At 68.7% G+C, this 24008-nt stretch carries 20 protein-coding genes; 16 read left to right on the top strand and 4 right to left on the bottom strand.

All coding sequences use genetic code 11. The features are described 5' to 3' along the window. Positions 1 to 192: 192 nt before the first annotated feature. The 5 genes from O3I_RS36055 (at position 193) to O3I_RS36035 (ending at position 7182) form a co-directional block, all read left to right on the top strand. A complete protein-coding gene (locus O3I_RS36055; protein ID WP_051066822.1) occupies positions 193 to 2787 on the top strand; it encodes a bifunctional FO biosynthesis protein CofGH in 2595 nt (864 codons plus the stop codon). Between the two features lie 294 nt (positions 2788 to 3081). After that, a complete protein-coding gene (fdxA, locus tag O3I_RS36050; protein ID WP_014987978.1) occupies positions 3082 to 3405 on the top strand; it encodes a ferredoxin in 324 nt (107 codons plus the stop codon). Between the two features lie 7 nt (positions 3406 to 3412). After that, positions 3413 to 4516, top strand: a complete 1104-nt coding sequence (gene dapC, locus O3I_RS36045) for a succinyldiaminopimelate transaminase (RefSeq protein WP_014987977.1) — start codon at positions 3413 to 3415, stop codon at positions 4514 to 4516. A 69-nt stretch (positions 4517 to 4585) separates the two neighbouring features. Continuing rightward, complete coding sequence (gene pruA, locus O3I_RS36040) at positions 4586 to 6229, top strand: L-glutamate gamma-semialdehyde dehydrogenase (protein WP_014987976.1); 1644 nt, start codon at positions 4586 to 4588, stop codon at positions 6227 to 6229. Continuing rightward, the gene (locus O3I_RS36035) at positions 6226 to 7182 is read left to right on the top strand and encodes a proline dehydrogenase family protein (RefSeq protein ID WP_014987975.1); all 957 of its coding nucleotides are present in this window, start codon (positions 6226 to 6228) and stop codon (positions 7180 to 7182) included. The genes pruA and O3I_RS36035 overlap by 4 nt, the downstream gene beginning before the upstream one ends. A gap of 66 nt (positions 7183 to 7248) precedes the next feature. Here the strand turns inward: O3I_RS36035 and O3I_RS36030 are convergent, their stop codons facing one another. Then, positions 7249 to 8115: an oxygenase MpaB family protein gene (locus O3I_RS36030; RefSeq protein ID WP_014987974.1), complete on the bottom strand. Its 867-nt coding sequence runs from the start codon at positions 8113 to 8115 to the stop codon at positions 7249 to 7251. Between the two features lie 170 nt (positions 8116 to 8285). On the opposite strand from O3I_RS36030, the gene O3I_RS36025 reads away from it, so the two are divergent. Then, positions 8286 to 8918, top strand: a complete 633-nt coding sequence (locus O3I_RS36025; protein WP_014987973.1) for a TetR/AcrR family transcriptional regulator — start codon at positions 8286 to 8288, stop codon at positions 8916 to 8918. A gap of 33 nt (positions 8919 to 8951) precedes the next feature. On the opposite strand, the gene O3I_RS36020 is transcribed toward O3I_RS36025, so the two are convergent. Then, positions 8952 to 9659, bottom strand: coding sequence for a hypothetical protein (locus tag O3I_RS36020; RefSeq protein ID WP_014987972.1), 708 nt, complete (start codon positions 9657 to 9659; stop codon positions 8952 to 8954). 121 nt (positions 9660 to 9780) lie between these two features. Beyond that, positions 9781 to 10635 (bottom strand): oxygenase MpaB family protein, encoded by an 855-nt coding sequence (locus O3I_RS36015; protein WP_014987971.1) that lies wholly within the window; start codon positions 10633 to 10635, stop codon positions 9781 to 9783. Positions 10636 to 10763: 128 nt separating this feature from the next. Between O3I_RS36015 and O3I_RS36010 the strand changes: the two genes are divergently transcribed. Beyond that, a complete protein-coding gene (locus O3I_RS36010) occupies positions 10764 to 12191 on the top strand; it encodes an acyl-CoA synthetase (protein WP_014987970.1) in 1428 nt (475 codons plus the stop codon). 290 nt (positions 12192 to 12481) lie between these two features. On the opposite strand, the gene dapD is transcribed toward O3I_RS36010, so the two are convergent. After that, positions 12482 to 13429 carry a 2,3,4,5-tetrahydropyridine-2,6-dicarboxylate N-succinyltransferase gene (gene dapD / locus O3I_RS36005; protein ID WP_041563089.1) on the bottom strand — a complete coding sequence of 316 codons (948 nt, stop codon included), beginning with the start codon at positions 13427 to 13429 and terminating at the stop codon, positions 12482 to 12484. 341 nt (positions 13430 to 13770) lie between these two features. On the opposite strand from dapD, the gene dapE reads away from it, so the two are divergent. The 9 genes from dapE (at position 13771) to O3I_RS35960 (ending at position 23978) form a co-directional block, all read left to right on the top strand. Beyond that, entirely contained in the window at positions 13771 to 14874 is a 1104-nt protein-coding gene (gene dapE, locus O3I_RS36000; RefSeq protein WP_014987968.1) for a succinyl-diaminopimelate desuccinylase, read from the top strand. Between the two features lie 84 nt (positions 14875 to 14958). Next, positions 14959 to 15768 carry a TIGR00730 family Rossman fold protein gene (locus tag O3I_RS35995; RefSeq protein ID WP_014987967.1) on the top strand — a complete coding sequence of 270 codons (810 nt, stop codon included), beginning with the start codon at positions 14959 to 14961 and terminating at the stop codon, positions 15766 to 15768. Further along, a complete protein-coding gene (locus tag O3I_RS35990; protein ID WP_014987966.1) occupies positions 15762 to 16310 on the top strand; it encodes a TIGR00730 family Rossman fold protein in 549 nt (182 codons plus the stop codon). The genes O3I_RS35995 and O3I_RS35990 overlap by 7 nt, the downstream gene beginning before the upstream one ends. A gap of 31 nt (positions 16311 to 16341) precedes the next feature. After that, on the top strand, positions 16342 to 18111 hold the full coding sequence (locus tag O3I_RS35985; RefSeq protein ID WP_014987965.1) for a long-chain-acyl-CoA synthetase: 1770 nt from the start codon (positions 16342 to 16344) through the stop codon (positions 18109 to 18111). Positions 18112 to 18149: 38 nt separating this feature from the next. Then, the gene (folP, locus tag O3I_RS35980) at positions 18150 to 19034 is read left to right on the top strand and encodes a dihydropteroate synthase (protein WP_014987964.1); all 885 of its coding nucleotides are present in this window, start codon (positions 18150 to 18152) and stop codon (positions 19032 to 19034) included. Next, complete coding sequence (locus O3I_RS35975) at positions 19031 to 19984, top strand: glucosyl-3-phosphoglycerate synthase (protein WP_014987963.1); 954 nt, start codon at positions 19031 to 19033, stop codon at positions 19982 to 19984. The genes folP and O3I_RS35975 overlap by 4 nt, the downstream gene beginning before the upstream one ends. Before the next feature lie 225 nt (positions 19985 to 20209). Continuing rightward, positions 20210 to 20743: a (2Fe-2S)-binding protein gene (locus O3I_RS35970; protein ID WP_081594222.1), complete on the top strand. Its 534-nt coding sequence runs from the start codon at positions 20210 to 20212 to the stop codon at positions 20741 to 20743. Further along, the gene (locus tag O3I_RS35965; RefSeq protein WP_014987961.1) at positions 20740 to 21738 is read left to right on the top strand and encodes an FAD binding domain-containing protein; all 999 of its coding nucleotides are present in this window, start codon (positions 20740 to 20742) and stop codon (positions 21736 to 21738) included. The genes O3I_RS35970 and O3I_RS35965 overlap by 4 nt, the downstream gene beginning before the upstream one ends. Further along, on the top strand, positions 21735 to 23978 hold the full coding sequence (locus O3I_RS35960; RefSeq protein ID WP_014987960.1) for a xanthine dehydrogenase family protein molybdopterin-binding subunit: 2244 nt from the start codon (positions 21735 to 21737) through the stop codon (positions 23976 to 23978). The genes O3I_RS35965 and O3I_RS35960 overlap by 4 nt, the downstream gene beginning before the upstream one ends. Positions 23979 to 24008: the final 30 nt, after the last annotated feature.

Raw genomic sequence — 24008 nt, 5'->3', positions numbered from 1 at the left:
GTCGGTGACCGGCAGCGGGTCCGGACGCCGGAATACTGTGATGCGGGGCGGGGTTGTCTTCGCTCAACGGCTTCGGAAGGAGACAGGTCCGGATGGTTAGCGCATGATCGAAACCGTGACTGAGCGTAGCGAAGGAACCATAGGCACCGCACGACCCGCCGCGGTCGCCTCGAGCGTCAGCGAGGCCAAGCCGTGACGGAACTGCCGAACCCGAGCATCCCCACTCCGCCGCCCTCCCCGTCGGCCATGCGGCGCGCGCTGCGCCGGGCGCGTGACGGCGTCACGCTGAACGTGGACGAGGCCGCGGTGCTGCTGCACGCCACCGGCGACGACCTGAAGGATCTGAGTACCAGCGCGGCCCGGGTGCGCGACGCGGGGCTGGAGTCGGCGGGACGGCCGAAGACGATCAGCTACTCGCGCAACGTCTTCATTCCGCTGACCAAGCTGTGCCGGGACAAGTGTCACTACTGCACCTTCGTCACTGTCCCGGGCAAGCTGCGCGCCGAGGGCAAGGGCATGTTCCTCGAGCCCGATGAGGTGCTCGACATCGCGCGCCGCGGCGCCGCCCTCGGCTGCAAGGAAGCGCTGTTCACGCTGGGCGACCGCCCCGAGGACCGCTGGCCGGAGGCCGCGCAGTGGCTCGACGAGCGTGGCTACGACTCGACGCTGGACTACCTGCGCGCCGTCTCGATCATGGTGCTCGAGGAGACCGGCCTGCTGCCGCACCTGAACCCGGGCGTGATGTCGTGGGAGGAGATCTCCCGGCTCAAGCCGGTCGCGCAGTCGATGGGCATGATGCTCGAGACCACCGCGACCCGCCTGTTCAGTGAGAAGGGCAACTGCCACTACGGCAGCCCGGACAAGGATCCGGCGGTCCGGTTGCGCGCCATCACCGACGCCGGCCGGCTCTCGGTGCCCTACACCACGGGCATCCTGGTCGGCATCGGCGAATCGCTGCTGGAGCGGGCCGAGTCGATCATGGCGATCCGCAAGCAGCACAAGGCTTTCGGGCATATCCAGGAAGTCATCATCCAGAACTTCCGGGCCAAGGACGACACCGCGATGCGCGACGTGCCGGACGCGGGCATCGACGAGTTCCTCGCCACCATCGCGGTGACCAGGCTGCTGCTCGGCCCGGATGTGCCGGTGCAGGCGCCGCCGAACCTGGTGTCGCTCGAGGACTGCCTCGCCCTGATCGACGCGGGCATCGATGACTGGGGCGGCGTCTCGCCGGTCACGGTCGATCACGTGAATCCGGAGCGGCCCTGGCCGAACCTGGACACGTTGCGGGAGATCACCGAGGCGGCCGGATACCAGCTGGTCGAGCGGACCTCCGCGCATCCGAAGTACGTGCGCGCGGGCAGCCCGTGGATCGATCCGCGGATCGGCGTGCACGTCGCGGCACTGAGCGATCCGGAGACAGGTCTGGCGAACCCGGACGCGATGCCGGTCGGGCTGCCCTGGCAGGAGCCGGACCAGTCCTGGGAGTCCGCGGGCCGGGTGGATCTCAACACCTCGATCGATACCGAGGGCCGCAACACCGAGAGCCGCAGCGATTCGGCGCTCGGCCAGGACGTGGTCGGTGCGTTCGGCGACTGGGACACCATCCGCGAACAGGCCCGCGACCTGGCCGTCACGGCACCGGAACGGCTCGACTCCGAGGTGCTCGCCGCGCTGCGCGCCGCCGAGCACGATCCGGCCGGACTCAGTGACGCCGACTACCTGGCCTTGGCCAGGGCCGACGGCGCGAACCTGGAGGCCGTCGCCGCGCTGGCCGATGAGCTGCGCCGTTCCGCGGTCGGCGACGACGTCACCTACGTGGTGAACCGGAACATCAACTTCACCAACATCTGTTACACCGGCTGCCGGTTCTGTGCGTTCGCCCAGCGCAAGGGCGACGCGGACGCGTTCACGCTGAGCATGAACGAGGTCGCGGACCGGGCCTGGGAGGCGCACGTCGACGGCGCCACCGAGGTCTGCATGCAGGGCGGTATCGATCCCGACCTGCCGGTCACCGGCTACGCCGACATCGTGCGCGCGGTGAAGCAGCGGGTGCCCTCGATGCACGTGCACGCCTTCAGCCCGATGGAAATCGTGAACGGCGCGTCCCGCGGCGGGCAGAGCATCCGGGACTGGCTGGTCGCGCTGAAGGAAGCGGGCCTGGACACCATTCCGGGCACGGCCGCCGAGATCCTCGACGACGAGGTGCGCTGGGTGCTCACCAAGGGCAAGCTGCCCACCTCGGCGTGGATCGAGGTGATCACCACCGCGCATCAGATCGGGCTGCGCTCCAGTTCGACGATGATGTACGGGCACGTGGACAACCCGAAGCACTGGGTCGGACATCTGCGGGTGCTGCGCGGAATCCAGGACGAGACAGGCGGTTTCACCGAATTCGTGCTGCTGCCGTTCGTGCATCAGAGCGCCCCGCTGTACCTGGCGGGCGCGGCCCGGCCCGGCCCGACGAACCGGGACAACCGCGCCGCGCACGCGCTGGCCCGGATCATGCTGCACGGCCGGATCGACAACATCCAGACCAGCTGGGTGAAACTCGGCACCACCGGAACCCGGGTCATGCTCAACAGCGGCGCCAACGACCTGGGCGGCACGCTGATGGAGGAGACGATCTCCCGGATGGCGGGCTCGCAGCACGGTTCGGCCAAGACCGTCGCGGAGCTGGTCGACATCGCCTCGGGGATCGGCCGTCCGGCCCGCGAGCGGACCACCACGTACGGCGTTCCGCAGCACAAGGTTTCGGCCCTGCCGTTGTCGGTGGGCTCGGCGTAGGCTGTTCCTGACGGCGCCCATCGGCGATAGCCGAGACCCGGTGTGGCGATCGAAGTCGGATCGTGGCCGATCCGCCGCAACCCGGCGGATCGGCCTGATCCGAGGGGGACGGACCCGCTCCCACGTGGGGCGGTCCGCCAGCGGCCCGGTCCGGCGGGTGGATTCGCGCATCAGCAGTGGCGTGCGGAACCTCGCAAGTTAGGCAAGGCTGACCCGGAGTAGCGTGGGGTGTCCGGATAGTGTTTCGCTGGGCGGACTATCCCCGCAAGGTGAGGACAGACTAGGAGAACGGCAGTGCCGTACATCATCGCTGAACCGTGCGTTGACGTGAAGGACAAGGCATGCATCGAGGAATGCCCCGTGGACTGCATCTACGAGGGTGGTCGCATGCTGTACATCCATCCCGACGAATGCGTGGACTGTGGTGCATGTGAACCCGTCTGCCCGGTGGAGGCGATCTTCTACGAAGACGACACCCCGGACCAGTGGAGCGGATACGTGAACGCCAACGTCGACTTCTTCGACGAGCTCGGTTCGCCGGGCGGCGCCACCAAGGTCGGCAAGGTCGATTACGATCCGCCGTTCATCAAGGAACTCCCGCCGATGGCGAGCGAGTAGCTCTGTCGTGACCACGCGTACCCGGGTCAGCAGCCTGCTTCCCGATTTTCCCTGGGACACCATCGCTTCGGTGAAGGCGAAGGCCGCGGCGCACCCCGGCGGCATCGTCGACCTGTCGGTCGGCACGCCGGTCGACCCGGTCGATCCGCTGATCCGTACCGCGTTGAGCGCGGCGTCGGCGGTGCCCGGCTACCCGGCCACGCACGGCACCCCGGAACTGCGCGCGGCCGTGGTGGACGCGCTGAAGCGGCGGTTCGGCATCACCGGGCTGGACGCCGCCGCCGTACTGCCGGTGATCGGCACGAAGGAACTGATCGCCGGGCTGCCCCGGCTGCTCGGCCTCGGCGCGGCGGACCTGGTCGTCATTCCCGAGGTCGCGTACCCGACCTACGAGGTGGGCGCGCTGCTGGCCGGCGCGCAGATCGTGCGCGCCGACGGGCTCACCCAGCTCGGTCCGCGCACGCCCGCGCTGCTCTATGTGAATTCCCCGTCCAACCCGACGGGCCGCGTGCTCGGCGTCGACCACCTGCGCAAGGTCGTCGAGTTCGCCCGCGAGCGCGACGTGATCGTCGCCTCGGACGAGTGCTACCTCGGCCTCACCTGGGAAGGCCGCGCGGTCTCCATTCTCGACCCCGAGGTTTCCGGCGGCGACCACACGAATCTGCTTGCCGTGCACTCGCTGTCGAAGACCTCGAACCTGGCCAGCTACCGGGCCGGTTTCGTGGCGGGCGATCCCGCGCTGGTCACCGAGCTGCTCGAGGTGCGCAAGCACTCCGGCCTGATGGTGCCGTATCCGATCCAGAGCGCGATGACCGCGGCGCTCGGTGACGACACGCACGAGGCACAGCAGCGGGAGCGCTACCGCGCCCGGCGCGACGTGCTCCGGAAGGCGTTGGAAGCGGCCGGTTTCCGGGTCGACCACTCCGAGGCAGGCCTGTACCTGTGGTCCACTCGGGGCGAGGCGTGCCGGACGACGCTGGACTGGCTGGCCGACCGCGGCATCCTGGCCGCGCCCGGCGATTTCTACGGTCCGGCCGGTGCGGAGCACGTCCGCATCGCGCTCACCGCCACCGACGAGCGCATCGCCGCCGCCGTCGAGCGATTGAACTAGCCCGACGACACGCAGCCGGGTGCGCGGCGCAAGCACGGTCGCCGAGCCGGGACGGCGCTAGCCTGAACTATGGACGCTGTCACGGTTGTCCCCACTCCTGCCAACGAGCCGGTGCACTCGTACGCACCCGGCAGCCGCGAGCGCGAGCTGCTGGTCACCAAGTTGGCCGAGATCGCCGCGGACACCGCCGAGGTGCCGCTGGTGATCGGCGGCAAGTACCGGCCCGGCAGCGGCGCGCGACACGAGATCGTCGCACCGCATCGGCACCGGCATGTGCTGGGGACCTACACCGACACCACACAATCCGAGGCGCAGGGTGCGATCGACGCCGCGATCGCGGCCGCGCCGGATTGGCGGGCGCTGCCGTTCGACGAGCGCGCGGCGATCTTCCTGCGCGCCGCCGATCTGCTCGCCGGGCCGTGGCGGGAGACGGTGGCCGCCGCGACCATGCTCGGGCAATCGAAATCGGCGCAGCAGGCCGAGATCGACGCGCCGTGTGAGCTGGTGGACTTCTGGCGCTTCAATGTGGCTTTCGCGCGCCAGATCATGACCCAGCAGCCGGAGTCGAGTCCCGGGGTGTGGAATCGGCTGGACTACCGGCCGCTGGAGGGTTTCGTCTACGCGATCACCCCGTTCAATTTCACCGCGATCGCGGGCAACCTGCCCACCGCGCCCGCGTTGATGGGCAACACCGTGGTGTGGAAGCCGTCGCCGACCCAGACGTTGTCGGCCTTCTACACAATGCGGCTGCTGGAGGCGGCGGGCCTGCCGCCCGGCGTGATCAATATGGTGACCGGCGACGGCCGGGACCTGTCCGAGGTGGCGCTGGCCGACCCGCGGCTCGCCGGTATCCACTTCACCGGCTCCACCAAGACTTTTCAGCACCTCTGGCAGCAGGTCGGGGCGAATCTCGGCCGCTACCACGGGTATCCGCGGCTGGTCGGCGAGACCGGCGGCAAGGACTTCATCGTGGCGCACCCCTCGGCGGACCCGGACGCTTTGCGGGCAGCGCTGATTCGCGGCGCCTACGAGTATCAGGGGCAGAAATGTTCCGCGGCGTCGCGCGCCTATCTCCCGCGCACGATCTGGCAGGCGATGGGCGAGGACTTCCTGCACCAGACCGACGAGCTGACTTACGGGGACGTCGCCGATCTGTCCAATTTCGGTGGCGCGCTGATCGATCGGCGCGCGTTCGACAAGAACGTCGCGGCGATCGAACGGGCCAGGGCGGCGGGGCTGACCATCCCGGTCGGCGGCACCTGGGACGACAGCGAAGGCTGGTTCGTCCGCCCGACGGTGCTGCTGGCCGACGACCCGCGCGACGAGTCCTTCGCCACCGAGTATTTCGGCCCGATCCTGTCGGTGCACGTCTACGACGACGCCGAACCCGGTGCGTTCGCGGCGATCCTGGCCGAGGCCGAATCGGCCGCGCCCTACGCGCTGACCGGCGCGGTGTTCGCCCAGGACCGCCAGGCGATCGAACAGGCCGGTGCCGCACTGCGTTTCGCGGCGGGCAATTTCTATGTCAACGACAAACCGACGGGTGCGGTGGTCGGACAGCAGCCCTTCGGCGGCGCGCGGGCCTCGGGCACCGACGACAAGGCGGGCTCGCCGCTGAATCTGCTGCGCTGGGTGGCGCCGCGCACGATCAAGGAGACCTTCGTGCCGCCCACCGGATACCGCTATCCGCATATGGACTCGGACCCGGCGTGAATCCGCTGCGGCCCGTCATCCTCGCGGCGGCGGAGTCGTCGCGGTTGCGGCGCGCGGTCACCGGGCTGCCGGTGACCGCGGGTATCGTCCGGCGGTTCGTCGCGGGGGAGACCAGGGCCGAGCTCATCGAGGTGGCGCGGGCACTGCTCGACAGCGGCCGGATGGTCAGCGTGGACTTCCTCGGGGAGAACACCACCGATCGGGCGCAGGCCGATGCCACGGTGGCCGAGTACCTTTCGTTGATCGCGGACCTGGCCGCGCTGAAACGTCCTGCGCTGCCCGGGATCACGGCACCGCCGGTCGAGGTCTCGGTGAAGTTGTCCGCACTCGGCCAAGCCCTGCCGGGCGACGGTGCCGCGGTGGCCACCGCGAACCTGCGGATCCTGTGTGCCGCGGCCGCGCGGGCCGAGGTCTGGGTGACCGTCGACGCCGAGGACCACACCACCACCGCGGACACCTTGGCGACCGTGTCCGAGCTGCGGACGGAATTTCCTTGGCTCGGCGCGGTTTTGCAGGCCTATCTGCATCGCGCCGAGACGGATTGCCGGTCGCTGTCCGGTCCGGATTCGCGAGTCCGCCTGTGCAAGGGCGCATATCGCGAACCCGACGAGGTCGCCTTCCAGCGCGCACCCGAGGTGACCGACTCCTACCTGCGCTGTCTCGAGGTGCTGATGCAAGGTGCGGGCTACCCGATGGTGGCCACGCACGATCCGGTGCCGATCGTCGCCGCCGAGCAGCTCGTCCGCGAAACCGGCCGCGGCCCAGATCGATTCGAGCACCAGATGCTCTACGGAGTGCGCGACGTGGAGCAGCGCAGGCTGGCCGCCGCGGGTACGGCCGTTCGGGTTTACGTCCCTTACGGCAGTCAGTGGTACGGGTATCTGACCCGGCGGCTGGCCGAGCGCCCGGCCAATCTCACCTTCTTCTTGCGCGCCCTGGTGCGCAAGTCGTGAAAATGCCGGTGGGCAGGACGTTTTCGTCCTGCCCACCGATCCGCTGGTGTCCCTGCCCGAAAGTCCCTACACCAGTGGCTTGCCGAGACGCATCCGCCTGCGCAGGTCGAACATGTAGGCGTTCAGCGGAAACTGTCGCGCCTGCTTCGGCAACCGGTTGTGCACGAGGGAGATACCTCGGAGCAGCCGGTCGAATCGGCGTTGATCGCGTTCGGTCCACGTCATCCGCATTTCGTCGCGCACGTGCTGCGGCAGCAGACCGGCCACGACGAAGCGCTGGAGCCGCGCGAAGGTGAATTGCACGGGGCGAGGCATCATCCGGAGGTCGATGAGGTCGTCGAAGTAGGCGCGCAGCGCGGGTTCGATCCGGTACTGCACCAGATTCTCCTCCCACCACGCGAGGAATGCGGCGCGGTCGGCGGGCCACATCTCCGGGCGCATCTGGAGCGTGGTGCCGAGCCGGGCAGAGTATTGGTAGAGGGCTTCGGCGGCCGCCGGATCGAGCGGGCCGTGCATCCGGGTGTAGAGGTCGTCGAGGCCCCAGTAGATCGTGCCCGCCACCCATAGTTGCAGCTTCGGGTCGAAGGCGTTGTATTTCACCGGACTCTGCGCGCTGGAGCGGACCGGCCGATGCGAGCGGTTGACCGCCTCGCGGTAGGCCGCGCGCTCCTCGTCGGAACCCGTCATCGCGACCGCGATATAGGTGAGCGTGGTGCGCAGCCGCTTGACCGGATGCAGGGTCACTTTGCCGCTGTCCACCGTGCTCTCCAGCACGCCGCGGCCGACCGGGCGCAGGCTCAGCTGCATGATCACGTTGGCGGTGCCGCCGAGGAAGGCCGCGACGCCGTCCAGGTATGGCAGGACCGTTTCGGGCGTGAGTGGTTCGAAGGGGTGGACCTCGTCCGGCTCGGTAGCGCGTAGCGGTGCGGTCATCGTCGACCTCGTCTTTCTGTGTCCGCCGGCGCTGAGCGCCTGCGTACGATGAGAAGATTTGTTTATCACCTTCTCATTGCCTCGCCGGGGTGTCAACGGTCGCGTGCCGCGACTGCTTCGCTGCGATACTTTGTGCATCATCGTTTCATCGACCGGGCTAGGGTGGAGGAATGGCGAAGTTGACCAAACTCCTGCCGCGGATTCGGAGCGCGGGGCCGGAGGACCGCAATCAGACGCGCGTGCTCGACGCCGCACTGCTGGCCTTCCTGGACTTCGGTATCAAACGCACCAGCATGGTCGAGGTGGCGCGGCGCTGCGGCCTCTCACTCGCCACGCTGTACCGGCGCTTCGCCAGCAAGTCGGACCTGATCGAGGCGGTCGGGTTGCGGCAGACCCGGGAGTTCGTCGAGCAGGTCGACGCGGCGTTGCAGCAGCAGGTCGATCGGGACGCGTCCGCGCAGGAACAGATCGTCGAGCTCTTCGCCGCGTTCATCACGGGGCTGCGCGACAATCAGCTCGTGCATCGGCTGCTGGCCACGGAACCCGAACTGGTCCTGCCCTTTCTGACCGTCAAAGGCGCGCCGATCATCGAGCTCGGCCGGGACTACCTGGCCGAGTTCATCACTCGGCTACAGCGCGAGGGCAAGCTGCCCGAATACGATCCCGAACCGCTGGCGGAGATGATCGCGCGCACCGCGCTGTCGCTGGCGCTGACACCGCAGACGGTCATCCCGCTGCACGACGACGCGGCGATCCGGCAGTTCGCCCGCGATCACGTGGTGGTGTCGTTCCGCGTACCGTGACCGCGCGAGGCTTCGAACATGTTGTGGTGCAGGCTAACTCGGCACGAGCATGCCGACCGTGGCCAGCGGCATCGCGGCCATGAGATCGAGGGTCTGCTCAGTGGCGGTGCCGTGCGTGTGCGCGACCACCACGAAACCCGTGCCGTACGAAGCGGAAGCGACGTCCGGCGGGCCGAGATCGGACCAACCCCACTTGGTGCCCTGCACGAGCGGCCAGCGGGCGGTGCCCCAATCCTGTTCGGTGCCATCGGCGGCCGTGGCGCCGGCCGCCGCCATCCATTCGAAGATCGGTGAGCCGCGATCGCTGCGCAATTTGGTGATCAGGAATTCCGCGACGTCGGCGGTGCTCGTCGCGGCCATGCCCCACTCGCCGTACGGGTGCGTATCGGCCAAATGGTATTCGGCCGCAATGGCTTCGATCGCCCGCGGATACTTGGCTTCCGTCGCGGTCGCGGCGCCGTCGTCGGAGTAGCGGATCATCCGCTCGGCCAGCTCCCGGTCGCTCGGCGCGCCGTCGCCGTGCCGCAGGGCATAGTCCGCCAGATACAGCTTGACCAGTGACAGGGCCGCCCGGGACTCGTGTTCGTTCGTGGTACTCCAACCGCCGCCCGTCGCGGCGCGGTACGTGACCGCCGTGCGCGACGGCACCACGTCGGGGCCGAACGGCGCCGCGCCCGCCGGGGGTGCGTGGAATGCACAGCAGAGTGCGATGGCGAGCCCCGCCAGGGTCCCACGGTTCACGAGTCCTCCTTGCCGTGCCCCCTTTGCGCGGTATGCCCGTCTCTGACGAGATAACACCGCGTGCGGCGAAAAGCCGGGCACGACATGCGGGCGTCGCGAACTTGTGTCCGTCGCCCGCGGGTCACACCAGGCGCAGGCCGAGTCTGCGGCGGAGGCGGAAGTCGGCCAGATACGCGTTGAGCGGGAACATGCGCACCGGAGCGGGGAGCAGGGTCTCGGCGGTGCCGAGCGTGCGCAGGATGCGTTCGAGTGCCCAGTCCTCCCGCGCGGACCAGGTGAAACCCATTTGATCGCGCAGGTGCGCGGGCAGCAGGCCGGTGACGAAGAAGCGGTGCGCCCGCGCGAAGGGGAGTCGCAGTGGCAGCGGCAGCATCTTCAGATCGATCAGATCGTTGAAGTAGTCGCGGACCGGCGGGTCGATCGTGGTACCGCGCAGGTGCCGATCCCAATAGGCGGCAAAGGCTTTGCGGTCGGCGGGCCACATGCCGTCGCGCACCTGCAAGGTGGTGCCGAGCCGGGCGCTGTGCCGGTAGAACGCGTCGGCGGTCGCCTCGTCCATCGGGCCGTGCAGGCGCGTGTAGGTGTCCTGCGCGCCCCAGTACAGGCAGGCGGCCACCCACAACTGCAGGTCGGGGTCGAAGGCGTTGTAGCGCACCGGACTCGACGCGGTCGAGTGCACGGGGCGGTGCGAGCGGTTGACGGCTGCGCGATAGTCGGCACGCTCGTCGGGGGAGCCCAGCATGGCCACGGCGAGGTAGGTGACCGTGGTGCGCAAGCGTTTGACCGGGTGCAGCATCACGTTGCCGCTGTGCACGGTGCTCTCCAGCACGCCGTAGCCGACCGGTGGCTTGCTGAGCTGCATGATGACGTTCGCCGCGCCGGCGAGCAGTCCCACCATGCCGTCGATGAACTGCGTGATGTCGAGTTCGTCCGCAGGTTCGGACTCGTGCGTCGTTGCGCGAAGTGGCCTGGTCATCGTTGACCTCTGTCCGAGTGAGAAGGATGTACATAAACTTTCTCACCGCCTCATGGGCGTGTCAACCGTCACACTCCCGGCCCCGCCCGGTGCTGCTGCGGCGGGGAACGGCGAAGTAGTTTGGGCGAATGCCGTTCGGTTCGCCGCTGTTGCTCAGTTCCCTGAACCCGCTCGCCGTCGCAGGCGGCGCGGATATCCCGGATGCCGTCACCATCGACGGCGTGACGCTCTCGCGCAGTGATCTGCTCGGCGCCGCGACCTCGGTGGCGGAACGAGTGGCCCGGGCCGACCGGGTCGCCGTGCTGGCCGAGCCGACGGTCGGCACCGTGCTCGCCGTGGTCGGCTGCCTGATCGCGGGAGTGACCGTGGTGCCGGTGCCGCCGGACTCGGGCACCGCGGAACTCGCGCACATCCTGTCCGATTCGGGCGCGCAGGCGTGGCTCGGCAAAGCCCCTGCGGGCAGCGAACTTCCGGTGGTTCCGGTGCGCGTGCACGCCAGGTCCTGGCATACCTATCCCGAACCCGATGCGGCGTCAACGGCTTTCGTGCTGTACACGTCCGGCACCACCGGCTTGCCGAAGGGGGTGCTGCTGAGTCGCGGTGCCATCGCCGCCGGGTTGGACGCGCTCGCGGAAGCCTGGGCGTGGACCGCGAACGACACACTGGTGCACGGACTTCCGCTGTTCCACGTGCACGGGCTGATCCTCGGTCTGCTCGGCCCGCTCCGGGTGGGCAGCCCGCTCGTGCACACCGGCAAGCCGACCCCGCAGGCGTACGCCGCCGCGCACGGCACGTTGTACTTCGGGGTGCCCACCGTGTGGTCCCGGATCGTCGAAGATCCCGATGCCGCAAAGGAACTGGCCGCCGCCCGGCTGCTCGTGTCGGGCAGTGCGCCGCTGCCCGTCCCGGTGTTCGAGAAGCTGCGCGAACTCACCGGCCACGCGCCCATCGAGCGTTACGGCATGAGCGAAACCATGATCACCCTGTCCACCCGCGCCGACGGTGAACGCCGCCCCGGGTGGGTCGGCACCGCGGTGCGCGGCGTGCGGACCCGGCTGCGAGACGAAGCGGGCGGCGAGGTCGCGCACGACGGCGAAAGCATCGGCGCGCTACAGGTTTCCGGCCCGATGCTGTTCGACGGTTACCTGAACCGGCCGGAGGCGACAGCCGAGAGCTGGACCCAGGACGGCTGGTTCAAGACCGGCGATGTCGCCGCCATCGACCCCGACGGATTCCATCGCATCGTCGGCCGCGAATCCGTGGACCTGATCAAATCCGGTGGGTACCGCATCGGCGCGGGCGAAGTGGAGACCGTGCTCCTCGGCCACCCCGCCGTAGCCGAAACCGCCGTGGTCGGCCTGCCCGACCCCGACCTGGGCCAGCGCATCGTCGCCTTCGTCGTATTGCGCGGCGAGACAGCGCCTTCCCTCGAACAGGACCTGATCGCCTACGTCGCCGAACAACTCTCGACCCACAAGCGCCCCCGCGAGATCCGCGTGGTCGACACGTTGCCCCGCAACGCCATGGGCAAGGTCCAGAAAAAGCGCCTCACCTGACCCTGCGGGCGCTGTGCGGATGTGGAGGTTCGCGTGTCGCCGGGCCGCGACGTGGCTATGGCGGCGGGCGTCGCCGGACAAGCCGACGGCGTACGTAGAAGTGGTGCGCACGCGCCCGCGCGCAGTGTGCGCCGTGGTCAGGCACGTGGCGCAGGGTTGCGCCGTGGCGAGCTTGACGCTGGGGCAGGTCGTGCGGAGGCGTCTGGCGAGCCGGATGCGGCGGGTATGCCTGCCGCACAACGGTTCTGGTGCTGTACGGCAGGTCGCGACCGGCGTGGGGTAGGGGTGGGTCAGTCGTTGGCGTGCAGAGCGGCGTTCAGTTCGACGCCGGTGCCCTTGTGCGGCACCACTTCCACGGCGCCGGTGACCGAATTGCGGCGGAAGAGCAGGTTGTTCTGGCCGCTGAGGGTGCTGGCCTTGACGACGGTTCCGTCCGGGCCGGTGACCTTGGTGCCCGCGGTGACGTAGAGGCCCGCCTCCACGACGCAGTCGTCGCCGAGCGGGATGCCGACACCCGCGTTCGCGCCGAGCAGGGAGCGTTCGCCGATGGAGATGACGGTGGTGCCACCGCCCGACAGGGTGCCCATGATGGACGCGCCGCCGCCGACGTCGGAGCCGTCGCCCACCACCACACCGGCGGAGATGCGGCCCTCGACCATGGAGTTGCCCAGGGTGCCCGCGTTGAAGTTGACGAAGCCCTCGTGCATGACGGTGGTGCCGGAGGCGAGGTGCGCGCCGAGCCGGACCCGGTCGGCGTCGCCGATCCGCACCCCGGAGGGCACCACGTAATCGACCATGCGCGGAAACTTGTCGACGCTGTACACGGTGACCGGGCCGCGCGCGCGCAGCTTGGCGCGGGTGGTCTCGAAACCCTCCACCGCGGCCGGGCCGTGGTTGGTCCACACCACGTTGCTGAGCAAGCCGAACTGGCCGTCCAGGTTCACCTCGTGCGGACGGACCAGGCGATGCGAGAGCAGGTGCAGGCGCAGGTAGACATCGTGCGCGTCGACCGGCGCCGCGGACAGGTCAGCGATCGTGGTGCGCACCGCGACCACATCGACCCCACGCGCCTCGTCGAACCCGAGCAGCGCGGCGTACTCGGCGGGCGCCTCGTCCAGCCGCTTGGTCCCGGTCTCGGCGAACACGCCGAGCTCCGGACTGGGGTACCAGGTGTCCAGGACGGTCCCGTCCGCGGTCACGTTGGCGATACCGACTGCTGCTGCTCCCTGAGTACTCACGTCCAGAGAGGTTACCGACCTCCCCTCCCCAGCGGTGACCCTCCTCCTGTGCCACTCCCCACGCCGCCGGACTTCCCGGTCCAGCGCTCACCGACATGCACCGGCATCAACCCGGAGCAGGCTGGCAGCGTCGCGCATCCAAGTGCTCTAGGCGCACGAATTCGTGGTCGGAGATGTATGCGTTGTGGCGATGTAGCGAGTGCGGCAGATGCACGTGGCGGCGTTGCGCGCAGTGCGGTGCGGCCGGGGTGTAGTGCGACCGAGGCACGCAAGGGACGAGGTGTGCGGCGTGCCAAGGCGTGCGCCGCGGTCTGGCGGGAGCGCGGTCGTAGGGTGGGGGCGTGACCCTTGATCTGCGGGCGGACCCGATCGCGCTGACCAAAGCTCTGGTGGACATTCCCAGTGTGTCGCGGGACGAGGCGGTGATCACCGATCTCGTGGAGCAGGCGTTGCGCGAGCAGACGACGGGCTTCGAGGTGCGCAGGCACGGCAATGTGGTGCTGGCGCGGACGAACCGGGGCCTGCCGACGCGGGTGGTGCTGGCCGGCCATCTGGACACGGTGCCGATCGCCGACAACGTGCCGAGCCATTTCGCGGTGAACGACGCGGGCGAGCGGGTGCTGTTCGGCTGCGGTTCGGTGGACATGAAATCCGGGGATGCGGTGTTCCTGCACCTGGCCGCGACGGTCGCCGAACCGGTGCACGAGCTGACGCTGATCTTCTACGACTGCGAGGAGATCGCCTCGGAATTCAACGGTCTCGGGCATATCGAGCGCGACCTGCCGGACTGGCTGGCCGGCGATCTGGCCGTGCTCGGTGAACCCTCGGGCGGCTGGATCGAGGCGGGTTGCCAAGGGACGCTGCGGGTTCGGCTGTCCACCGCCGGGGTGCGCGCGCATTCGGCGCGAGCCTGGTTGGGCGACAACGCGATCCACCGCCTCGCGCCGATCCTGCAGCGACTGGCCGAGTACCGGGCGCGTGAGGTCGACATCGACGGCTGTGGCTACCGCGAGGGTCTGTCGGCGGTGCGCGTCGCGGGCGGTGTGGCGGGCAACGTGGTGCCCGACGCCGCTGAGGTGGACGTGAACTTCCGTTTCGCGCCGGACCGCACGGTCGATCAGGCGATCGCGCACGTGCGCGAGGTTTTCGCCGGTCTCGACGTGACCTTCGAGGTGACCGATTCGGCCCCGGGCGCACTGCCCGGCCTGACCGCACCGGCCGCCGCGGACCTGATCGCCTCGGTGCACGAGCACGGCGGCGGTGGTGTGCGCGCAAAGTACGGCTGGACCGACGTCGCTCGTTTCGCGGCGCGCGGTATCCCCGCGGTGAACTTCGGTCCCGGCGATCCGAACCTCGCGCACAAGCGTGACGAGCACGTCCCGGTCGACCAGATCACCGCCGTCACCGCCATGCTGCGCACCTATCTCACCGGCGACCGCGCCTGATGCGCGGCGGCGCCCGAGGTGAACGGCGGCTGACTTCTCGGCTCAGGTCTGTTGCCGCGACAACCTCCCGGTAGTTTGGTTCGCATGTCCACCGACGCCGCTGACCGCGAGGTTGCCAACAAGCCGAAGTCGACAGCCAAGTTCCGCGGACCGGTCATGTTCCGGCGCGATCGGGCGAACGAGGTCGGCACCGCCGATCGCAACCTGCTCGACCGGCGCGGCGACACCGACTGGGTGCATACCGACCCGTGGCGCGTGCTGCGCATCCAAGCCGAGTTCGTCGAGGGTTTCGGCGCGCTCGCCGAGGTGCCGCGCGCGGTCACCGTGTTCGGTTCGGCGCGGACCCAACCCGACCATCCCGAATACCAGGCGGGCCTGGCCATCGGTGCCGCGCTGGCCCGGGCCGGTTTCGCGGTGATCACCGGCGGCGGCCCCGGCGCGATGGAGGCGGTCAACCGCGGCGCGTGTGAGGCGGGCGGCTATTCGATCGGTCTCGGCATCGAGCTGCCGTTCGAGCAGAGCCTCAACGAGTGGGTCGATCTCGGCATCAACTTCCGCTACTTCTTCGTCCGCAAGACGATGTTCGTGAAGTACTCGGAGGCCTTCATCTGCCTGCCCGGTGGTTTCGGCACCCTGGACGAACTGTTCGAGGCGCTCACCCTGGTGCAGACCCGCAAGATCACTCGTTTCCCGATCATCCTGTTCGGCAGCAGGTATTGGGCCGGGCTGGTCGACTGGATGCGTGACTCGCTGGGCGGCTCCGGCAAGATCTCACCCGGCGACCTCGGCCTGATCCATGTCACCGACAGCGTGGAGGAGGTCGTGCAGATCATCCTCGCCAACGCGGAGTCCGGTGGCGCGGAGGATGCGATCGGCACGGAGGATCAGTGGTGAGCGAACAGCCCTACGCCGTCTGTGTCTACTGTTCCGCGAGCACCGTCAATCCCGTCTATCTGGAGCTGGCCGCCGCGGTCGGCGCCGAGATCGCCCGGCGCGGTTGGCAACTGGTGTCCGGCGGCGGCAACGTGTCGATGATGGGCGCGATCGCGACGGCGGCGCGGGCCGGCGGCGCGAACACCATCGGGGTGATCCCGAAGCACCTGGTGCACCGGGAGGTCGCCGATGTCGACGCCGACGAACTGGTCGTCACCGACACCATGCGGCAGCGCAAGCAGATCATGGAGGACCGCGCGGACGCCTTCCTGACCCTGCCCGGCGGCATCGGCACGCTGGAAGAGTTCTTCGAAACCTGGACCGGAGGCTATCTGGGACAGCACAATAAGCCCGTGGTGGTGCTGGACCCGGACGGCTTCTACCGAGGCCTGTTCCAGTGGCTCGACGAACTCTACGACCGTAAGTTCGTGCCCCAGCCCGCGATGGACCGCGTCACCGTGGTCGCCGATATACCTTCCGCCTTCGCGGCTTTGGCGGCGTGAGCACCAGCGTTTGATTGAGGAGAGCGGGATAGTGAGTTCCGACGGTCGCTCCACGGTGAGCTTGTTCGATCTGGCCAGACACCTTCCCGCGATGGCGCTCGACGCGCCGGGCATGCTGCGCAGCGCGCCGGGCATGCTGGTCGGGCCGGACGCCAAATCCTCGGTGGGCCTGTACTTCCAGCGGGCCGCGCACCGGCATCCGGACCGCATCTTCCTGCGTTTCGAAGGGGCGGGCTGCACCTACCGCCAGGCCAACGACGAGGTGAACCGGTACGCCGCGGTGCTCACCGCACAGGGGGTGCGCCGCGGCGACGTGGTCGGCGTGCTGATGACCAATCGGCCGCAGACCCTGTTCGTGGTGCTCGCCGCGGCGAAGCTGGGCGCCACCGTCGGCCTGCTCAATCACCACCAGCGCGACCAGGTGCTCGCGCACAGCTTCGGATTGCTGAACAGCGTGCTCGACGTGGTCGGCGAGGAATGTGCGCAGGCGCTCGAGTCGCTGCCGGAGCCACCGTCGAATGTGCTGTACAGCAACGATTTACAGGCGGCCGCGCAGGATGCGCCGGATGCCGATCCGCCGGTGTGCCAGGAGATCACCGCGAAGGAGCGGGCCTTCCTGATCTTCACCTCCGGTACGACCGGCCTGCCCAAGGCCAGCGTGATGACGCACCTGCGCTGGACCAAGAGCATGGTCGGTCTGGGCGGGCTCGGCATTCGCCTGCGCGGCAACGACACCCTGTACTGCTGCCTCCCGCTCTATCACAACAACGCGCTGACCGTCGCGCTGTCCGCGGTGCTGAGCGCGGGCGGCACGTTCGCGCTCGGCAGGCAGTTCTCGGTGTCGCGGTTCTGGGACGAGATCATCCGCGAAGAGGCGACGGCGTTCATCTACATCGGTGAGCTTTGCCGTTACCTGCTCAATCAGGTGCCGAAGGCGACCGACCGCAGACACAAGGTCCGGCTCGCGGTCGGCAACGGGCTGCGCCCGGAACTGTGGGACGAGTTCAAGCGGCGGTTCGGGATCAACCGGATCGTCGAGTTCTACGGGGCCAGCGAAGTCAACATCGCCTTCATCAACGCGTTCGGCGTGGACCGCACCGCGGGCTTCGGGCCGCTGCCCTACGCCGTCGTCGACTACGACGACGAGACCGGAAAAGCCAAGCGCGACAAGAACGGTCGGCTACGCAGGGTCGGTACCGGCGGAGTCGGGCTGTTGCTGTCCAAGGTCACCGACCGGTCGCCGTTCGACGGCTACACCGACAAGGCGGCCTCCGAGGCGAAGCTGGTGCGCGACGGCTTCAAGCAGGGCGATCTCTGGTTCGACACCGGCGATCTGGTGCGTGATCAGGGTTGGCATCACATCGCTTTCGTGGATCGGCTCGGCGACACCTTCCGCTGGAAGGGGGAGAACGTCGCGACCACCGAGGTCGAGGGCGCGCTCACCCGGTCCGACGCGATCTCGCAGGCCGTCGTCTACGGTGTAGATATCCCGGGCGCCGACGGCAAGGCGGGCATGGCGGCGGTGACCTTGGCCCCCGACGGGGACCTCGACGGTGCGGCGCTCGCGCAACTGGCCTTCCGGCAGCTGCCCGCCTACGCGGTCCCGCTGTTCCTGCGCGTGGTCCAGGAACTCGAACAGACCTCCACCTTCAAGAGCCGCAAGGTAGAGCTGCGCAAACAGGGTTACACCCCCGACGACGACCACCCGCTCTACGTCCTCGCCGGCCGCGACCAGGGCTACATCCCCTTCTATCCCGACTACCCGGACGAGGTAGCCGCAGGCCGCGCCCCCAAGAGCTGAGCGAGACCGCTCGGCACAGGGGTCGGTACAGTCGGGGCATGTTCAGCGCCACCGTTTCACCGCTTCCGACCTTGTGCGGCAAGCCGGTGGCGACGGATCGGGCGCTGGTGATGGCGATCGTGAATCGGACGCCGGATTCCTTTTATGACCGGGGTGCGACGTTCACCGACGCCGCCGCGATGGACGCGGTCGTGCGCGCGGTGGACGAGGGCGCCGACCTGGTCGACATCGGCGGGGTGAAGGCCGGGCCGGGGTCGCTGGTCGATGCCGAGGAGGAGGCCCGGCGGGTACTCCCGTTCGTCGCCGCGATCCGCGCGAAGTTTCCGGAGCTATTGATCAGCATCGATACCTGGCGCGCCGAGGTGGCGCTGGCCGCCGTGCGCGAAGGCGCGGACCTGATCAACGACACCTGGGCGGGCGCCGATCCGGAGCTGGTGCCGGTGGCGGCCGAGCAGGGTGTCGGCCTCGTGTGCAGCCACACCGGCGGCGCGGTGCCGCGCACCCGGCCGCACCGGGTGCGCTACGCCGATATTCTGGCCGAAGTGACCGCCACCCTGGTGCGGGCGGCCGAGCACGCGGCCGCGGCGGGGGTGCGCGCGGATTCGATCCTGATCGATCCGACCCATGATTTCGGCAAGAACACCTATCACGGCCTGGAGTTGTTGCGCGGAGTGGACGTTCTTGTAAATACCGGGTGGCCGGTCCTGATGGCCCTCAGCAATAAGGATTTCATCGGGGAGACTCTAGGTGTCGATCTTTCCGAGCGGTTGGAGGGCACATTGGCGGCAACAGCATGGTCGGCTGCCGCCGGCGCCCGCGTCTTCCGCGTTCACGAAGTCGCCGCGACCCGGCGGGTAGTGGACATGATCGCCGCCATCCAGGGCATCCGGCCCCCAGCACGCACCCTGCGAGGTTTGGTATGAACTTTCACCACCCCCACAGCCGTGAGTACAGCCCGCCATGGGCCACGACGAACACCTGGGACACCCCGAGCTGGTCGGTCGACGAGCTCGTCGCCGCCAAGGCGGGCCGCACCGTGTCGGTGGTGCTGCCCGCGCTGAACGAGGAGAACACCGTCGCCGACGTGGTGGCCAGCATCCGGCCGCTGCTCGGCACCCTGGTCGACGAGCTGATCGTGCTCGATTCCGGCTCCACCGACGCCACCGCCGCACGGGCCCGCGCCGCGGGCGCCGAGGTGATCACGCGAGAGCAGGCGGTGCCCGAACTCGACCCGGTGCCGGGCAAGGGTGAGGTGCTGTGGCGTTCGCTGGCCGTGACCAGCGGGGACCTCATCGCCTTCGTCGACTCCGACCTCATCGACCCCGATCCGGCGTTCGTGCCCAAACTGCTCGGCCCGCTGCTCACCGTCGACGAGATGCACCTGGTCAAGGCCTACTACCGCAGGCCGCTGCGGCAGGGCGGCGCGGTGGACGCGCACGGCGGCGGCCGGGTCACCGAACTCGTCGCCCGGCCGTTGCTCGCCGCGCTGCGGCCCGAACTCTCGCAGGTGTTGCAGCCGCTGGGCGGCGAGTACGCGGGCACCCGCGAACTGCTCACCGCGGTCCCGTTCGCGCCCGGCTACGGCGTGGAGATCGGTCTGCTGCTCGACACCTACGATCAGGTCGGCTTGTCCGCGATCGGTCAGGTCAACCTGGGAGTGCGCACGCACCGCAACCGGCCGCTGGCCGACCTGGGCGTGATGAGCAGGCAGATCCTCGGCACCGTGCTCGGCCGCAGCGGCGTCCAGGACTCCGGCGCCGCGCTCACCCAGTTCCCGCTGGTCGGTGACGCCTTCACCGCGCACAGCACCGAGGTGTCGCTGGCCGACCGTCCGCCGATGAACACGCTGCGCCCCGCCTGGGCCGCCGCCTGAACCGAGCCTGATCCGCGAACCCGGGCGCCGCCGGCCGCCCGGGTTCGCGGCTGTCGGGACCGCGTGAACTCCCGAATTCACCGGCTGCCGAGCCGAACTGCGGCGGTGATGTTGTTCGCAAGCAGGTTTGCTGAACAGACGCTACGATGTTTGCCAGGTCTTACGTTCGCATGCTGTATTTCGAGATACGCGTCCGTCGCGCGCTCATGAGCAGGAGATACGTCTATGACTATTGGTGAGCTACCCAAGCAGGACACGCGTCAGCCTGAGTTTGCCGGTCCCGATTACACGTTGGCCACGCTGCGGGTGAACGGTCACGACTTTCCGGTGGCGCTCGAACCCCGGGTCAGCCTGCTCGACGCCCTGCGCGAATATCTGCGCCTCACCGGCACCAAGAAGGGGTGTGACCAGGGCGCCTGCGGCGCCTGCACGGTGTGGGTGGACGGTAAGCGCGAATTGTCCTGTCTCACTCTGGCATTGAGTGCGCAAGGCCGGGAGGTCACGACGATCGAGGGGGTCGCGGAGGGGGAGGAGCTGCATCCGGTGCAGCGCGCGTTCATCAGCTGCGACGGCTTCCAATGCGGTTACTGCACGCCCGGTCAGATCATGTCGGCGATCAAATGCATCGAAGAGGGCCATACCGGCAGCGACGAAGAGATCGCCGAATGGATGAGCGGCAATATCTGCCGCTGCGCCGCCTACCAGAACATCCGCGACGCGATAAAGACCGCGGAGGGTGAAATGGGGCAGACCCGATGAAGCCCATCGCTTTCGCCCGCGCCGAAACGGTGGACGAGGCGCTCATCGCCGTCGCCGCCCGCCCGAACACCGTATTCCTCGCCGGCGGCACCACTTTGGTGGACATGCTGCGCATCGGCGCGATGGAGCCGGACAACGTCGTCGACATCAACCGGCTGCCGCTGACCGAGCTGGAGCACACCCCGGACGGCGGGCTGCGCATCGGCGCGATGGTCCGGATGAGCGAGGTCGCGGCCGATCCCGGTGTGCGGGAACGTTTTCCGTTCCTGTCCATCGCCCTGTGGAAGGGCGCGTCCGCGCAGATCCGCAATATGGCGTCGATGGGCGGCAACCTGATGCAGAAGGTGCGCTGCCCGCAGTTCCGCGATATCGCCTACGCCTGCAACAAGCGCGAACCCGGCAGCGGCTGCGGCGCACTCGAGGGCCTGCATCGCGGCAATGCCGTATTGGGTACCAGCGAGCACTGTTTCGCGATGCACCCCTCCGATATGGCGAACCCGCTCACCGCGCTCGACGCCGTGGTGCAGGTGCAGGGGCCGCGCGGCATCCGCAGCATCCCCTTCGACGACTTCTTCCTGTTGCCCGGCGCCACACCGCATCTGGAGCATCCGATCACCAGCGACGAACTCATCATCCGGATCGACGTGCCGCCCTTGCCGTTCGCGAAGAACTCGCACTACCTGAAGGTGCGCGACCGCGAATCCTATGAGTTCGCCGCCGCTTCCGCGGCCGTGGCACTCGACCTCGCGGACGGCGTCGTGCGGGATGTCCGGATCGGCCTGGGCGGCGTGGCGACCAAACCGTGGCGGGCCAGAATGGCCGAAGATCTGCTCACCGGCAAGCCCGCGACGAAGGAGAACTTCGCCGCGGCGGCGGCCACCGAACTCGCGGCCGCCGATGACAGCCACCCGATGAACCGGTTCAAAATCGAACTGGCGCAACGCACCCTGGTGCGCACGCTGGAAACCGTCGCGGCGCGGGGAGCGCGGAAATGAGCGCGCCCGCCGCCGAGCAGCTGATCGGCCAGCCGCGCGACCGCATCGACGGGCACGCCAAAGTCACCGGCGCGGCGCGCTACACCGCCGAGATCCCGATGCCGAACGCCGCTTACGGCGTGCTCGTGGGCGCCGAGATCGGTAACGGCACACTGACTTCCCTCGACATCGGCCGCGCACTGCGGGCCGGAGCGGTGGCCGTGTTCACCCACGAGAACCTGCCGCGGGTCACCACGGTGCCGCTGGTGCCCTCGCTGTTCGGCCATCCCGCGCCGGGACAGACCTTCTTTCCCATGCAGGACACCACGATCCACTACTTCGGCCAGCCGATCGCCGTGGTGGTGGCGGACACCTTCGAGGTCGCCCAGCAGGCCGCCCGATTGATCGAGGCGACCTACGACGAGCAGCCCGCCCTGGTGCGTTTGGACGACGGGCGCGACGCACAGTACGTGCCGGAGAAGATCTTTGCCGGGTTCGTCCCGGCGACCCAGTCGCGCGGCGATTTCGCCGGAGCGGCCGCGGCGGCCGCGCACACCGTCGACGCCACCTTCCGGTTCGCCGCCAACCACCACAATCCGATCGAATGCTCGGTCACCGCCGCGATGTGGAACGGGGATTCGGTCACCGTCTACGACGCCACCCAGGGCATCGTGGCCAGCCAGCTGACCATCGCGGCACACCTCGGGATCTCGCCGAGCAAGGTGCGGGTGGTGACGGACTACGTCGGCGGCGGCTTCGGCGCCAAAGCGATGATGTGGCCGCACGTGACGCTCGCGCCGCTGATCGCACGGGAACTCGGCAGGCCGATCCGGGTGATCCTGAACCGGGAGCAGATGTTCTACGGCACCGGATTACGGGAAGAGCAGGAGCAGCGCGTCACCCTGGTGAGCGACCCCGAAGGCCGATTCACCGGACTGCGCCACCACAAGCTCTCGCTCACTTCGCATTTCGACGACTGGGCCGAACCCTCGCTCGAGGTGGCGAGCAAGGCCTACGGTATCCCGCACTGGGAGGGGCAGTATCGGCTGATCAAGGCCAACATCATGACGCCGACCTTCATGCGCGGCCCCGGCGAGGCCTCGGGCATGGTCGCGCTCGAATGCGCCATCGACGAACTCGCCACCCAGCTCGGCGTCGACCCGGTGGAACTGCGCCTGCGCAATCACGCCGCGGTAGATCCGGAAAGCGGAAACCCGTGGAGCTCCGACGGTTACCTCGACTGTCTGCGGCTGGCCGCGGAGCGGTTCGGCTGGGACGGGCGTCAGCAGACGCCGGGTTCGCACGTCGACGGCAATTGGCTCATCGGCTGGGGCGTCGGCACCGCGGGCTACCCCGTGTACGAACCCGGCCAGCCGCAACGCGCGCACGCGCGGCTGCGCTCGGACGGGTCGCTCGTGGTGCAGGCGGGCACCCAGGAATTCGGCACCGGTGTCGCCACGGCGATGACCCAGGTCGCCGGTGACGCGATGGGAATGCCGTTCGACCGCATCCGATTCGAGATCGGCAACACCGACTATCCGAACGTGGCGGCAACCGTCGGGTCGATCGGCGCGAGCGCGGTGAGTTCCGCGGTGCACAACACCTGCTCCGATCTGCTCCGGCAGCTCATCGACATCGCGGTCGCCGATATCGATTCCCCGCTGCGCGGGTGCACGCCCGACGAGATCGAGGGCGTCGACGGCAGGTTGCGGCTGCGCGACGATCCGTCGATCAGCGACTCGTACGCCGATGTCCTCGACCGCAACCAACTGTCGGATATTGAGACGACCGGCAGCTGGCGGCCCGCGACGACGCCCGCGCCCTACGGAAAGATGAGCTTCGGCGCGCAGTTCGCCGAGGTCGCCGTCGATCCGGAGCTCGGGTTGGTCCGGGTCCGGCGCATGGTCGGCGCGTTCGCGCCAGGGCGGGTGCTCAATGTGAAGCTGGCTCGCAGTCAGGTGCTCGGCGGCATGAATTGGGGCCTGTCCCAAGCGCTCATGGAGGGCAGCGTGCCCGATATCCGCGACGGGCGGTGGGCCAACGCCTCACTGCTGGAATACCTGCTGCCGGTGAACGCCGACGCCCCCGACGTCGACATCTCGTTCGTAGAAGTCGACGACTCGGTGGTGAACCCCTTGGGCGTCAAGGGCATCGGCGAACTCGGCATGATCGGCGCCGCCGCGGCCATCGTCAACGCCGTACACCACGCCACCGGAAAACGCCTGCGCGACATCCCCTTACGCATCGAACACCTGCTCTGAGCGCAGCCGCCGCGAACCGGACACCGGCAC

The sequence above is a fragment of the Nocardia brasiliensis ATCC 700358 genome (assembly GCF_000250675.2).
GTDB lineage: Bacteria > Actinomycetota > Actinomycetes > Mycobacteriales > Mycobacteriaceae > Nocardia > Nocardia brasiliensis_B.
This window is presented reverse-complemented; position numbering and strand designations above follow the sequence as displayed.

Coding starts and splice junctions, on each gene's coding strand:
- O3I_RS36025 (WP_014987973.1), top strand. CDS start 8,286: ATGGCGAAGTTGACCAAACTCCTGCCGCGGATTCGGAGCGCGGGGCCG.
- pruA (WP_014987976.1), top strand. CDS start 4,586: ATGGACGCTGTCACGGTTGTCCCCACTCCTGCCAACGAGCCGGTGCAC.
- O3I_RS35960 (WP_014987960.1), top strand. CDS start 21,735: ATGAGCGCGCCCGCCGCCGAGCAGCTGATCGGCCAGCCGCGCGACCGC.
- O3I_RS36015 (WP_014987971.1), bottom strand. CDS start 10,635: ATGACCAGGCCACTTCGCGCAACGACGCACGAGTCCGAACCTGCGGAC.
- O3I_RS35975 (WP_014987963.1), top strand. CDS start 19,031: ATGAACTTTCACCACCCCCACAGCCGTGAGTACAGCCCGCCATGGGCC.
- O3I_RS35995 (WP_014987967.1), top strand. CDS start 14,959: ATGTCCACCGACGCCGCTGACCGCGAGGTTGCCAACAAGCCGAAGTCG.
- O3I_RS35970 (WP_081594222.1), top strand. CDS start 20,210: ATGACTATTGGTGAGCTACCCAAGCAGGACACGCGTCAGCCTGAGTTT.
- folP (WP_014987964.1), top strand. CDS start 18,150: ATGTTCAGCGCCACCGTTTCACCGCTTCCGACCTTGTGCGGCAAGCCG.
- O3I_RS36010 (WP_014987970.1), top strand. CDS start 10,764: ATGCCGTTCGGTTCGCCGCTGTTGCTCAGTTCCCTGAACCCGCTCGCC.
- O3I_RS36030 (WP_014987974.1), bottom strand. CDS start 8,115: ATGACCGCACCGCTACGCGCTACCGAGCCGGACGAGGTCCACCCCTTC.
- O3I_RS35965 (WP_014987961.1), top strand. CDS start 20,740: ATGAAGCCCATCGCTTTCGCCCGCGCCGAAACGGTGGACGAGGCGCTC.